Here is a 12,773-nt window from a genome sequence, read left to right as displayed (position 1 = left end):
GCCGTGATCGAATTCCCTGCTCCCGTGCCGTCGATCTCTCGCCGCGCCGCGTCGTTCGTGCTCGTCGCCGTGCTCGCGGCACTGGCCAGCTGCGCGCTCGACCCGATCCACGCGCGGCGCGCGGCGGCGACCGCAAGCGCGGCGCAGGATCGAGCGCTCGATTGCGCGCCCGAGCGTGCGGATGCCTGTGCGATCGCTTCGCCCTACCCCGCGCTTGCCGCCGGCGCGCTCGCGCAATCGACGCCCGCGGCGCCGGTGCACTACGTCAACCTGCTCGAACGCGGCGAGGATGCGCTGCTGCTGCGCGTGCACCTGATCCGCAGCGCGCGCCGCAGCATCGACATCCAGACCTTCATCTTCAGCGACGACACCGCCGGCACGCTCGTACTCGACGAACTGGTCAAGGCCGCACGCCGCGGCGTCAAGGTGCGCGTGATCGCCGACCAGCTGTTCTCGCTCGACAGCGCCCCGCTCTACGCGGCCCTCGCGCACGCGCACGCGAACTTCGAGTTCCGAGTCTACAACCCGACCTTCCACAAGGCGTCCACGCCGCCGCTCGAATTCGCCGCCGGCGTGCTCTGCTGTTTCTGGCGCTTCAACCAGCGCATGCACGACAAGATGCTGCTCGTCGACGATGCGATCGGCATCGTCGGTGGCCGCAACTACGAGAACCGCTACTACGACTGGGACGGCGAATTCGACTACCGCGATCGCGATCTGCTCGCCGCCGGTCCCGTCGGCGCGGTGATGCGCGCCTCGTTCGACGCGTTCTGGAATTCCGCCTACACGGTGCCGCTGAGCCGCCTGCGCGACGTCGCCGAACGCATTCTCGACGCCGGCGTCGCCGCGCCGCGCTATGCCGCGCACGCCTATCACGACGCGGCGCGCGTGGCCGCACTGTCGCGGCGCGCGAACGACGCGGACTACATCCGCACGCACTTCGCGGACGACGCGTTGCGCGTCGGCCGCGTCGACTATTTCTACGACATTCCCGGCAAACCCGCGCCCGACACAGCGAAACTCGAGTCCACGCGCCCGCTCGTCGCGCTGCTGCGCGCGGCAAAGTCCGAGATCGTGCTCGAGACGCCGTACCTCGTGCTCAGCTCCACGGCAAGGGGCATCTTCCGCGACCTGCACCGGCGTGCGTCGCCGCCGCGCGTGATCGTCGCCACCAATTCGCTTGCGGCGACCGATGCGTTCTACGTCTACGCGCTGTCGTACAAGTACAAGAAACGCTACCTCAAGCTCGGCTTCGAGATCCACGAGTTCAAGCCGTTCCCCGCGGAAGCCGCGGACCTGATCGTGAACTACGCAGGGCTCGGCGAGGCGCCGATGCAGCCGGCCGATCGCGCGCGTGGCCGAGTACGCGGCAAGTACCGCAACGCGCCGCTCAAGCAGGACGGCGTGCGCACGGGCCTGCACGCGAAGTCGATGGTGATCGACGGCGGGATCGCCGTGATCGGCTCGCACAATTTCGATCCGCGCTCGGAGCGCTACAACACCGAATCCGGCTTCATCGTCCACGACGCCGCGTTCGCCGCGCGCCTGCGCGCCTCGATCCTGCGCGACGCGGGGCCGTCCAATGCCTGGACGATCGCCAGGCGTCCGCGCGTGCGCATCCTCGGCGGCCTCAACAATGCGATCGCGAACATTTCCGCAGCGCTGCCGATCTTCGACCTGTGGCCGTTCCGTTATGCGACGAGCTTCGAGTTCGACCCGGCCGGCAAGAACGGCACCTGTAGGCCCGTCGCGCCCGATACGCCGGATTTCCATGCCTGCTACGTCGACGTCGGCGACTTCCCCGAGATCGACCTGCCGCTCAAGACGATCTACACGCGCATCGTGACCGCGTTCGGCGCGGGACTGGTGTCGATCATGTAAGGCACGGCGGAGAACGCGCGCCTTTCGCTCCTTTCCTTGACGCCGCCGGCCCCGCTGGCTACGCTCACAGTCCTTCGGGGACTCACGGACCAGCGCCATGTCATTGCAGATCACGATCGACCTCAACGAAGCCGACCTCCAGTTCTTCATCGAAGCGGCTAGGCGCGCGCAAGCCAAGGCCGGCGACCTGACCCCGAAACAGATCACCGACGCGGCCGGCAAGCTGCTCGTCGAGTCGAAGAACGTGCGCGTGCCCGAATTCATCGCCTCGCGCCTGACCAAGCTCGACGCGATGATCAACATGGTCAACGACAACGGCTGGGACCTGTCCGACGCCGACAAGAAGCGCGTGCTCTCGGCCCTGACCTATTTCGCCGACCCGGACGACGTGATCCCTGACAACGTGCCCGTGCTCGGCTTCCTCGACGACGCGATCATGATCGAGCTGTGCCAGCGCGAGCTCAAACACGAGATCGATGCCTACGAGGAATTCGTCGCGCATCGCGCCGCCGAGGCCAAGCATCGCGGGGTCGACGTGGCGACCCTCAAGATGCAGCGCGTGGACTGGCTGGAAGACCGCCGCGCCGAATTGCAGGCGCGCATGACCTCGCGCCGGCGTGATTCCTACGTGCCGACGAGCTTCTCGCAGGCGCTTTTCCGCGTGAGCTGACCATCCACAAACGGGGGCAAACTCGCAGGGGCGCGAACGACGTGCCCGCGCGAGCCGGTCACCAGCCGAACACCTTGTATTGCACCGCGCCGGGCTTGCCGTGCATGCCGGCGTCGAGGTCGGGCGGCATCGGGCCCTTGTAGGCGGGATCGACGTACCATTTCTCCGCGCCGGTGTCCCTCGACTTGAAATATTGGGCGAAGATCTTGCCGCGCTTGCGGTATTCCGTAATCGTCTCGTTGCCTTCCTGGCGCACGGTGACGACCGGCAGTTCGGTCGCCTCGGCGGCCTTCTGCACTTCGGGCGGCAGGCCCGGGCTGTCGAATTTCTTTTCGGGTTCGGGCGGCAGCGCCGGCACCGGCTGCGCGGCGCGGCGCTTGGCTTCCTCGGCGGCGGCCTTGGCTTCGGCCTCGGAATTCGCGATCGGTACCGTCTTCGCGCCGTTCGCCGCGGGCTTGGCCGGTGTCGTCGCGGCGTCGGATCCGTCCATCGCCGGCGGCGGTTGCACGGGCGGCAAGCCGTCGTCGGTGTTCTTCTGCGACTGGGCGTGGGCCTGCACGGCAACGAGTCCGCAGGCGAGCATGACGAAAAGCGATGTACGCATGATTCCACTCCCTCGTGATTTCTCGTTCCGAGCATAGCAAAGCGTGCGTGAAAGCGGCATGAAACGGCGCACGACGGCTGCCGTTCACGATTGCAAATCGCGCATGACTGGCCCAAGCTCGTTGCCCCGCAGGAGATTCGCCGCCCATGCCCGCCAAGACCCTGACCCTGATCGACGGCTCCGGCTATCTGTTCCGCGCGTTCCACGCGCTGCCGCCGCTGAGCAACCGCAAGGGCGAGCCGACCGGCGCGCTGTTCGGCGTGTTCAACATGCTGCGCGCGACGCTGAAGGCAAAACCCGATTACGTCGCCTTCGTCGTCGACACCTCGGGACCCACGTTCCGCGACGAGCTTTGTGTGGTGCGCAGGATCTGGCAACCCTCGCCGGAGTACCCGGTCCGGGTTCCTGGCTGCCATTGGAATTTGAGCTTTCCGTCCGTCTGATAGCGCCAATTCGCGAACCCCGTCTGATGCGAAAGGCATAAACGCGGCGTCAGCAATTTACTCCAGGGCTCGTCCTTCAGGTCGGGATCGATCCAGTAGGCCGACATCGGCTCGTCCAGCGACAATTTCCCCGCCGACGCCAACCGCAGGATGACTTCGGCCGATACGGGTTTGGTGAGCGATGCGACGTTGTACAGGGTTTGTCCGGTGGCGGGCACGCCGGGACTCTGCTCGCCATAGACCGAAGTCCATGCCACCTTGCCGTTCCCGATGTACGCCACCGCGACGCTCGGCACGTCGTACTGATTCAACCTGAGCGGAATGCTACGGGTCAGTTGCGTATGCAGCGCGGACGCCGGCAACGCCTCGGGAATCCGCAGCGACTGCGCGGAAACCTGCCCCCCGAAAGTTGCGGCTGCCAGAAGCCCTATCGCGTGCAGCGGAGCGGAGAACGTCGCCATGGCGTGCCTGCTATGAAGGGACATCGAGTGAACGAGATCGCGTTTGCCATTCAGTTGCTGGTGGAATCGGCAAACCGCTCCGAAAACAGCAAGAGCAATGAGCAAGAGCTGGATTCCCGCCTGCGCGGGAATGACGAAGGCAGATTCAAGTTTGAAGTGCAACACCAGCGGGCGTAAGGAAGGTCGGGTGAGATAGCCTGAGCAACCACACCGCCAAGTGGAGTTGTATTGAACTACCAACACCTGACCTGTGAAGAACGGTATGCCCGCTTCATTGCCCAAGGCGACGCGCCAGCCATCGCCGACGCGCATCCGGCCGGCGATATGACTTCTGTCGGGGTCGCGGACGATCCCGCGTTCTGGCATTGGCTGCGGCAGGTGGAGTCGGGACGCCCGTCTCTTGAGCAAATCATCGAGGCCGTGTGCCGGCGCCTGGGTCTGGTGCCCCAGGACCTGCAGTCGTCCCAGCGTCCGGCGCTGCCCCTGGCCCGAGCACTGATTGCCTGGTAGTCGTTGATCGCAAGGTCGCCGTATGCCGAACCGAACACGTTCGGCAGCGCCGCCGGCGCGTGGCCGGCCATCGCGCAAGCCTGCTCGGCCACGGCCAGCGCGAGCAACACCGAATCGGGCGCGCGCCGGCGCTCGTTCGGCGACAGCAGCGCGGGCGCCGGCCGCACGAGCGCCTCGCCTGCCCAGCTCTCGTCGCCGCGCAGGCGCGGCAGCGCCGCGTCCCACGCCGGCAGGCCCGGCGCGCAAACGGCAACGCCCGCGATGGCGACATCGAGGCCGTTCATGCCGCCCGCCCACCGGCGAATGCCAGGCAGCAATTGTTGCCGCCGAAGCCGAACGAATTCGACAGCACGATGCGGCGCGTGCCGTCGTCGGCCAGGCGCGCGTTGTCGATCGCGAACTGAGGTCCGCAGGCGAGATCGAGCACGTTCGCGTTGAGGCAGCCCGGCACGAGGCCGTCTTCGAGCACGAGTAAGTATCCCCCGGCAAAGCCGGGGGCTTTATTGATGTGAGCCGCTCAAAGCGGCTTGTGCGGGGACGCTAACGCGGCCCCGCGTTCTTTGGCACCTGTCGGTGCCAACTCAGCGCCACAGATTCAACCGATCCATGCGCTTGTCCTCGTGCTCCTGATTTTGAATGTAGGCTCGTATCTGCGTTTCATCCCGACCTACCGTCGAAACGAAATACCCTCTCGCCCAAAAGTGCTGGCCCTGAAAATTCCGCTTCCGCTCTGCGTACGTACGCGCCAGATGAATCGCGCTCTTGCCCTTGATGTATCCCACCACTTCCGACACCGCGTACTTCGGCGGTATCGCCAAAAGCATGTGGACGTGATCCGACATCAGATGGCCTTCTTCTATCCGGCTCTCTCTTTGCCTCGCCAACTGCCGGAACACCTCTCCAAGATGCTTGCGTAGCTCCGCGTACAAACTCTTTCTTCGACACTTCGGGATGAATACCACGTGGTATTTGCACTCCCATTTTGTGTGGCTCAAACTCTCATACCCGTCCATCGGGACTCTCCGTTTCGTGTGCTTGGCGGCTCACGCTCGGAGTGTTTCCGATGGACTCCCGTAAATGTCAAACTGTTACTGCCACCCCGGCAAAGCCGGGGGAACTCCTATAGTTGTTTAGGCTGATCACGGCCTCGAGAATGCCGGCCGCGCCGAGCGGGTGCCCGGTCCAGGCCTTGGTCGAACTGGCCGCGACGACGGCGGCTTCGACCTCGTCGTTCGCGCGGCTCGCCGTGCCGTGGCAGTTGATGTAGTCGACATCGCCGGCAGCGAGGCCGGCGCGCGCGAGGGCGTCGTCGATCGCGCGTTCGGCGCCGAGTCCCTGCGGATGCGGCGACGACATGTGGTGGGCGTCGCTCGCTTCGCCGTAACCGAGCAGCTGCGGGGCGGCGGTGTTGGCGGCGGTCGCACGCTCGAGCAGCGCGAAGCCGGCCGCTTCGCCTATCGACAGGCCGCTGCGCTCGCGAACGAGACGCGCGGTGTCGGCGGCCTGTTCTTCGACGATCTCAACCGCGACGGTTTCGAGCGCAGCTTCGCGTTCCAGCGCGCGGTCGGCGACGGTTTTCTCGATGCCTATCTGCCTATCGTCGCCAGACGCAGGACGACACCGTTCGGCGAGCGCGAACGCGAGTTCCAGCTCTATCGACGCGGTCGCTACGTCGAGTTCAACCTCGTCTACGATCGCGGCACGCTGTTCGGCCTGCAGTCGGGCGGCCGCACGGAATCGATATTGATGTCGTTGCCGCCGCGCGTGCGCTTCGAATACGGATACGCACCGCAGGCGCGGTCGGCGGAAGCGAGGCTGGCGGATTACCTCGTTCCGCGCGCTTGGCTCTGAGCGCCAAACCGGGGCCCACAGCGCGACCGCAACGACCACCGTTCGGTCGGTCGCCTGCGCTCAACGCCCCGGTTTGCATGTACGTGCGCGCGCCTGCGAACGCCGTGCGCTGGCTGCGCCGGCGGCGAGCGACAGCGCGAGCAGCCACACCGACCAAGGGGACAGCGTCGGCGCAGACACGGGCGGCAGCGCGGGTGGTGCGACCACGGCATTGACGACCTGGGTCAACACAAGCGAGACACTTCCCGCATACGTCGCGTCGCCGCTGTAAGTTGCCGTGATCGCATGCGAACCCACGGCCAATGACGAAGTGGTCAGCGTCGCCATGCCGCCCGCCAATGCCATCGGTCCGCCCAGATTCGTCGCACCATCCTTGAACTGCACCGTTCCGGAAATCGCAGCGGGGGTGACGGCGGTGCCGTGCGTCCGCCGATCGAATGCATCCGGCAATGCGCCGCCGACCGTGGCCGAGAACGTGACCGCGTGGCCTGGCGTCGACGGATTCAGCGACGAGGCGAGGGTGGTTTGCGTCGGCGTCAGCGCGGTCGAGTTGACGATCTGCTCGACGACGGCGGACGTGCTGCCGGTATTGCCGCCGTCGCCGCTGTAGACCGCGCTGATCGGATGCGTGCCTGCGGCCAGGCTGTTCGTCACCAGCGTTGCCGATGCCCCGGCGAGTGCGACTGCTGCACCGAGATTGATGCCGCCATCCTTGAACTGCACAGTGCCCGTTGGCGCGTTGCCCGCGACCGTCGCCGTAAAGGTCACCGACTGGCCCACGACGGAAGGATTGAGCGACGAGATCAGGGTGGTCGAACTCGCGCCTGCGGCGGCAGCCGGGCATTTTGAGAATTCGGAAGTATTGCCGGCAGCATCCGTGGCGGTCGCCGTGATGACGGTCAGTGCGCCGGGCACGGTCAGCGAAAGCCCGCCGAAGGTCGCGTTGCCGCTGCCATCTGTGGTGACGTCGGTCGAGCCGATGAATGCCTGGCCTTGCCCGTAACCCGCGTCGCTGCAGGCGCTGTTTGCGAAGAATTCCAGATGCAGCGCAGCGCTGGCGCTGCTGTTGATCGTTCCCGAGATGGTCGCCGTGCCGCCGGCTATCGAAGCGCTGACCACCGGAAAGTTCTGCAAGGCGTTCGCGCCGGAGTCCGCGTCGCCGGTGTCGTTCGATGTCACGCCATCGAGACCCAAGTCGATGCCCAGCGCGGCATTGCCGAAGATGGCATTCCGCGAAATGGGATTGCCGTTGCCGGCGGTGATGCCCACGCCTATTCCGGAGTTGGCGGTACCGTTTGTCTTGGTAAAGGCGATGATGTTGGACGCACCCGCATCGCTGCCGCCGATCGTCGCCATCGCGTTGCCGCCTACCTGCACGCCAATGCCGGCGTTGCCCAAATCGACCGAACCGCTGATGTCGGTGCCGATGAAATTGCCGACCACACGATTGCTGCCGCCCGTTGCGACGCCCAATGCATCGACTTCGATGCCGCCCCCCGGAAAACCGGCAATCACGTTGCGTCCGCCCGGCGTGGTGGCGCCGATGAACGAAGATTGCGCATTGGTCATCCAGATGCCGATGCTGTGGCTCGACGCATGCGCGATGACGTGCGTTCCGGCGACATCGGTGCCGATCAGGTTGCCCTGCACCAGGTCGCCAATACCGCCGCTTATGAATACGCCAGCGCTCGGTGCGCCGGCGGCACCGCTATCGTTCCAGATCAGGTTGCCGGCGCCCGCGGCAGTGCCGCCGACGATCGCCGCGACGCCGACCGGATTCAGATTGAGCGTGTTTCCGGAACTCGTCAGCGAAGCGGTACCCGACGCATCGGTGCCGAGCAGGTTGCCCTGGATGGTGGGGGCCATGGCCGAATAGCTGAACACGGCCTGTTCATTGCCGGACAGCAGATTGCGCGCCGCGGCCGTCGTGCCTCCGATCATGACCGAACCCGCGCTGCCTGCGCGGATGTCTATCGCGGTTTGCGCAGATCCGGCAACGACCGCCGTGCCGGCCACGTTCGTGCCGATGTAGTTGCCGGCGATCGTGGCCGTACCGCCGGCGATCGCGACGTCGATGCCGAACGAACTGAAACCGTTGATCACCAACCCCTTCACCGTGACATCGGTCGCGTCGATGGCAATGCAGGTGCCGGCCATGGCGCAATCCAGTTCGATCTTGAGCGCACCGTTCAAGCCCTGCCGCGATTCGACGGTGTTCGTGTTCGCTTGCGCGCCGGGCTGGGTGTAGCCGTCGAGGACCACGCCCTGCGTTATCGCCGGCAGGTCGAAGGCCGGCTTGATCGTGCAAACGCCGCTGGCGGCCCCGCAACCCGCATCGGTGGCTGCGGGGATCGCGAAGACGATCGTGCCGCCGGCGCCGCCGGCATTGGCGTCGACAATCGCCTGGCGCAGCGACCCTGCGCCGCTGTCGCCGGTATTCGATACGGTGTAGGTGGCGGCCTGCACGGCGGGCGAGGTCGCGATCAGCAGCGTGACGCAAGCCGCACGCAAGGCAAACGAATGTTTTCGCATGAGCATTTCCCCGTTGCCGTGATTCGTGTTCGGTGCCGCACGACGGCAGCCTTGGAAGTCTTGGTCGCGCACGGTCGGCTCGGTATCGCATGAACATGCGATGCCGTCTCTTGCGCGAGCGAGCGGTATGATTCGGGCATTTCCCAGCATCGCGGACGAGTTCGATGGGCCATTCGATCGGGGTGCTGCAAGCGCTGCGGTTTGGTCTGGCGGCGCTTCTGGTCGCGACCGCATCGTGCGCCGCCGCGCAGGGCAGTTACCTGCGCACGTACGAACAAGCCGCGCATCTCGACGGTGGCGTCACGGCCATCGCCCAGGACGCCGAGGGGTTCATCTGGCTCGGTACGCTGCGCGGCCTGCATCGGTTCGACGGCCACAACCTCGTCGCCTGGGGCCGCGGCGCGCTCGACGAACAGGTGAACAAGCTGATCGCCGGGCCGCACGACGAAGTGCTGCTGCGCACTGCGCGCGGAACCGTCTGGCGGCGCACGGCGATCGGCGTCGAGCCCTTCGCCGGCCCGGACGGTACGCAGCTTTCCGATCTTGACGCGTTCGACTTCGATTCGGCGGGGGTGTTGTGGGCCGTTGTCGGCGGGGAGCTGTGGCGCTGCGACGGGATGCGGCATTGGCGGCGCGTCGAAGGCATCGCGGCCGACGAGTCGCCGCACATCGTTTCCGCAGTAGGCGATGCGGTCGTCGTGCTCACCGACAAGGCGGCGTGGCGATTGCGCGGCGGTGAGCCGGCGCAAATGCTGCTGCGCGTGCCAGGCCTTCGCTTCGTCGCCGGCGACGGCGGTCCGACGCTCTGGTTGTACGCCGCTACGGGGCGGCATTTGTGGCGCGTCGATTCGGGCCAGGCGCACGAGGTGTCGCTGGGCGATGAGTCCGGCGGCGTGTACGACATGCGCATGCGCGGATCGACGCTGTGGTTGGCGCAGACGACGCCGCGGCTCGTCGGGATCGAGCCCGACGGGAGCCATCGTTCGATTTCGCGCAACCTGGCCAGTGCCGGGCCGCTGCTCGTCGATCACGAGAACAGCCTCTGGATCGGCGGCGCGGTGTTGACCCAGGCGCCGGAGCCCGACACGAAGTGGTGGGGCTTCGACGAGGCGCTGCAGGGATCGCCCTACGCGCTCGGCGAGGCGCAGGGCCTGCTGTGGATCGCGATGTGGGGGCCTTCGCTTGCGCGCCTCGATCCGCAGACCGGCACGGTCGAGGCGGAGCGAAACGCGGTCAGGGACACGTTCTGCGTCATCGACGGCAACGAGGTCTGGGCCATCGACGAACAGCACTTGCTCACGTGGCGCAACCGCCGGCTCGAACGCGTCGCCGATCTGCCGGGCGCGACGAAAGCGCTCGACAGTTGCGCCAAAGATCGCGAAGGGCGGCGCTGGTTCGCGACATCGCGCTACTTGCTGCGCCTGGACGGCGACAGGGATGGCGCCGACGCGACGCGCGTCGAACAGGCCGAGGCGCCGCATCTGGTCTGGATCGACGAACACGACGGCAAGTTGATGATCGCCGGCAAGCGCGGCGTTTGCCGGCTGGCCCTGCAGGCAGGCGCGGCCGCGACGCCCGCGGATTGCGTCGCCGCCGACGGCTCGTTGACGTGGCTGTCGCGCGCGCGCGTCGCGCCGAGGCGCGACTGGCTCAGCACGTATGGCGGGGTGTTCGAGTTCGACGGTGAACGTCTGCGGTTCCTGCCCGGCAACCATCTGCTGGAAAACGGCCTCATCACGCATCTGACGCCCGCGGTCAACGGCGATTGGTGGGCCACCGGACCGGGCGCAGCCTTGCGACTGCGTGCCTGCGCAGGCTGCGCGGCTGGATGGACGATCACCGAAACGCTGGGCGCACAGCAGGGTCTGCCCGCGCGCACGCAGATCGATCAGCTGATCGAAAGGCGCAACGGCGATTTGTGGACGGCCGGCATCAATGGCATCGCCCACGTGCCGAGCCAGGTTCGCGGTGCCGCGCAAGCGCCGCCGCGCGTGGTGCCGGTGCGCGTCGCGATCGATGGCGTCGCGCAAGATCCCCCGGCTGCGCTGGCGCTGGAACCGGGCAACCACCGCATCGAGCTGGAATTCGCCGCGCTGAGTTTCAAGGATCGTTCCGCATTGCGTTTTCGCTCGCGTACCGAAGACGATGGCGAGTGGTCGGCGCCGTCCCGCGAGGGGTCGGTGCAGTTTGCGGGGCTGGATCCGGGCAGCTACCGCATCGAGATGAGCGCAAGCCTCGACGGTCGTCAGTGGTCCGATGCGGCCGCGTTGGCATTCAGCGTCTTGCCGGCGTGGCATCAGACCTGGCCGGCGCGGCTTGCCTTCGCGCTCGCGGTGCTCGCGCTGCTGGCGTGGCTCTATCGGCTGCGTGTGGCGGCGTTGCTGCGCCTCGAGGCCGAGCGCACGCGCATCGCAATGGATTTGCACGACGATCTGGGCGCGGGGCTTGGCGCGATCGGCATCCTTGCCTCGATCGGCGCGCGCGAAGGTGCAGGCGCGGAGGAGCGTCAGCGCATCGCTGCGCAGATCGCCGAGGCGACCGGCCTGCTTGGCGGCGGCCTGCGTTCGCTGGTCTGGTCCATGAAAAGCGGGCGCGCCGGTCTCGACGACTTGGCCACGCAGCTCGCCGACCACGCGCGTCGCATGCTGCCCGATGCGCCGCCGAACTTGAGCGTCGAGTTGCCGGGCGCATGCCCACCCGGAGCGTTGCGAGCGGATGTGCGCAAGCACGTGTTGCTGATTGCGTTGGAGTCGCTGCACAACATCTCGCGTCACGCCCGCGCACGCAATGCATGCGTCAAGCTGGTCGTCGCCGGCGACAATGCGTGCCTGCTGCAGATCGATGACGATGGCTGCGGTTTCGATCCCGCTGCGGTTCACGCCGGCAGCGGGCTGGAAAGCATGCTTCGGCGTGCGCGGCTGATCGGCGCCGAGCTCGAGTTTTCGTCGTCGCCCGGAACGGGCACCCGGATGCGCTTGCGGTTCAGGCCTTTCGCTGCGCGTTCCTCCCATCGCATGTTCATGCGGTGGCTGGCTCGAAACTTTGCCGTCAGTGTGCGCCGGTGAACGAATTTTCGGCTGCCAAAGATTCCGACACGCCCGATTTGCGTGTAGCACTGGTCGAGGACGAGCCGCGCTATCGCGCGAGCATATCGACCCTCATCCGGCACACGCCGGGATTCGCGCTGGCCTGGGCGTATCCCGAGGCCGCTCCGGTCCTCGAACTGGTACGCAAGGCGCGCGATCTGGGGCTGGAGTTGCCGTGGGACATGGTGCTCACCGACATCGGGCTTGGCGGCATGGATGGCATCGAACTGACGCGTTCGCTCAAGTCCCTGCGGCCGGCACTGCCGGTGGTCGTGCTGAGCGTGTTCGAAGAGCCGGCGACGGTGTTCGCGGCGATCTGTGCGGGCGCCGATGGTTACCTGCTCAAGAGCGCGGCGCCGGGTGATCTGGTCAAGCAGTTGCAGCTCATCGCACACGGCGGCGCGCCGCTCAGCGCGACGCTCGCCGGCACGTTGATGCGTCTGGTACGCATGAGCGGAAGCAACGGCTTCGCACAGCCCGTGCCGCACGATCTGGGCCTGACGCCGCGCCAGCTGCAGGTGCTGCGCTGCCTGGTCGACGGCAATTCGTATCGCGAGATCGCCCACTGCCTGGACATTTCGCTCGATACGGTGCGCAGTCACATCCGGCAGATCTACTCTGCGCTGCAGGTCAACAGCGTCGCCGAGGCGGTCAGCTCGGCGTTGCGTCGCGGTTTGGCGTGAGCGCTTCGCGCCGCGCCAAACGCTGTGTGAACCACGCCTTGCCGCTCCGGTG

12 protein-coding genes and 2 pseudogenes are annotated in these 12,773 nt (G+C 66.6%); 7 read left to right on the top strand and 7 right to left on the bottom strand.

Going from position 1 to position 12,773, the window contains the following annotated elements:
- Positions 1-3: 3 nt before the first annotated feature.
- Together QM741_RS05565 and QM741_RS05560 are read left to right on the top strand one after the other, a co-directional pair.
- Positions 4-1,881 carry a phospholipase D-like domain-containing protein gene (locus QM741_RS05565; protein ID WP_415206735.1) on the top strand — a complete coding sequence of 626 codons (1,878 nt, stop codon included), beginning with the start codon at positions 4-6 and terminating at the stop codon, positions 1,879-1,881.
- 97 nt (positions 1,882-1,978) lie between these two features.
- Positions 1,979-2,551, top strand: a complete 573-nt coding sequence (locus QM741_RS05560) for a YkvA family protein (RefSeq protein ID WP_415206734.1) — start codon at positions 1,979-1,981, stop codon at positions 2,549-2,551.
- Between the two features lie 58 nt (positions 2,552-2,609).
- Here QM741_RS05560 and QM741_RS05555 read toward each other — a convergent pair whose 3' ends face one another.
- A complete protein-coding gene (locus tag QM741_RS05555) occupies positions 2,610-3,155 on the bottom strand; it encodes a hypothetical protein (RefSeq protein ID WP_415206733.1) in 546 nt (181 codons plus the stop codon).
- A gap of 146 nt (positions 3,156-3,301) precedes the next feature.
- Here QM741_RS05555 and QM741_RS05550 point away from each other — a divergent pair.
- A pseudogene (locus QM741_RS05550) lies at positions 3,302-3,508 on the top strand (hypothetical protein); the annotation flags it as partial.
- Here QM741_RS05550 and QM741_RS05545 read toward each other — a convergent pair.
- Positions 3,457-4,059, bottom strand: a complete 603-nt coding sequence (locus QM741_RS05545) for a serine hydrolase domain-containing protein (protein ID WP_415206732.1) — start codon at positions 4,057-4,059, stop codon at positions 3,457-3,459. The pseudogene QM741_RS05550 and the gene QM741_RS05545 sit on opposite strands and share 52 nt — an antisense overlap.
- Positions 4,060-4,086: 27 nt before the next feature.
- Here QM741_RS05545 and QM741_RS05540 point away from each other — a divergent pair, with 27 nt between their 5' ends.
- Positions 4,087-4,236, top strand: coding sequence for a hypothetical protein (locus QM741_RS05540; protein WP_415206731.1), 150 nt, complete (start codon positions 4,087-4,089; stop codon positions 4,234-4,236).
- Positions 4,237-4,292: 56 nt separating this feature from the next.
- Here the strand turns inward: QM741_RS05540 and QM741_RS05535 are convergent, their stop codons facing one another.
- From QM741_RS05535 to QM741_RS05520, 4 genes are all read right to left on the bottom strand, one after another.
- Positions 4,293-4,853 (bottom strand): hypothetical protein, encoded by a 561-nt coding sequence (locus tag QM741_RS05535; RefSeq protein WP_415206730.1) that lies wholly within the window; start codon positions 4,851-4,853, stop codon positions 4,293-4,295.
- Positions 4,850-5,038: a hypothetical protein gene (locus QM741_RS05530; protein WP_415206729.1), complete on the bottom strand. Its 189-nt coding sequence runs from the start codon at positions 5,036-5,038 to the stop codon at positions 4,850-4,852. The genes QM741_RS05535 and QM741_RS05530 overlap by 4 nt, the downstream gene beginning before the upstream one ends.
- A gap of 112 nt (positions 5,039-5,150) precedes the next feature.
- On the bottom strand, positions 5,151-5,582 hold the full coding sequence (gene tnpA / locus QM741_RS05525; protein WP_415205856.1) for an IS200/IS605 family transposase: 432 nt from the start codon (positions 5,580-5,582) through the stop codon (positions 5,151-5,153).
- 67 nt (positions 5,583-5,649) lie between these two features.
- Positions 5,650-5,925, bottom strand: coding sequence for a hypothetical protein (locus QM741_RS05520; RefSeq protein WP_415206728.1), 276 nt, complete (start codon positions 5,923-5,925; stop codon positions 5,650-5,652).
- 123 nt (positions 5,926-6,048) lie between these two features.
- Here QM741_RS05520 and QM741_RS05515 point away from each other — a divergent pair.
- Positions 6,049-6,420: pseudogene (locus QM741_RS05515) on the top strand (coproporphyrinogen III oxidase); the annotation flags it as partial.
- 60 nt (positions 6,421-6,480) lie between these two features.
- Here QM741_RS05515 and QM741_RS05510 read toward each other — a convergent pair.
- Positions 6,481-8,952, bottom strand: a complete 2,472-nt coding sequence (locus tag QM741_RS05510; protein ID WP_415206727.1) for a beta strand repeat-containing protein — start codon at positions 8,950-8,952, stop codon at positions 6,481-6,483.
- A 164-nt stretch (positions 8,953-9,116) separates the two neighbouring features.
- Here QM741_RS05510 and QM741_RS05505 point away from each other — a divergent pair, with 164 nt between their 5' ends.
- Entirely contained in the window at positions 9,117-12,017 is a 2,901-nt protein-coding gene (locus QM741_RS05505) for a histidine kinase (RefSeq protein WP_415206726.1), read from the top strand.
- Positions 12,014-12,721 (top strand): response regulator, encoded by a 708-nt coding sequence (locus QM741_RS05500; protein ID WP_415206725.1) that lies wholly within the window; start codon positions 12,014-12,016, stop codon positions 12,719-12,721. Before QM741_RS05505 ends, QM741_RS05500 begins: the two co-directional genes overlap by 4 nt.
- Positions 12,722-12,773 lie beyond the last annotated feature (52 nt).

The sequence above is a fragment of the Rudaea sp. genome, assembly GCF_047601565.1.
Taxonomy (GTDB): Bacteria; Pseudomonadota; Gammaproteobacteria; order Xanthomonadales; family Rhodanobacteraceae; genus Rudaea.
The sequence above is the reverse complement of the archived record's forward strand: the minus strand, read 5'-3'. Positions and strand labels throughout refer to the sequence as shown.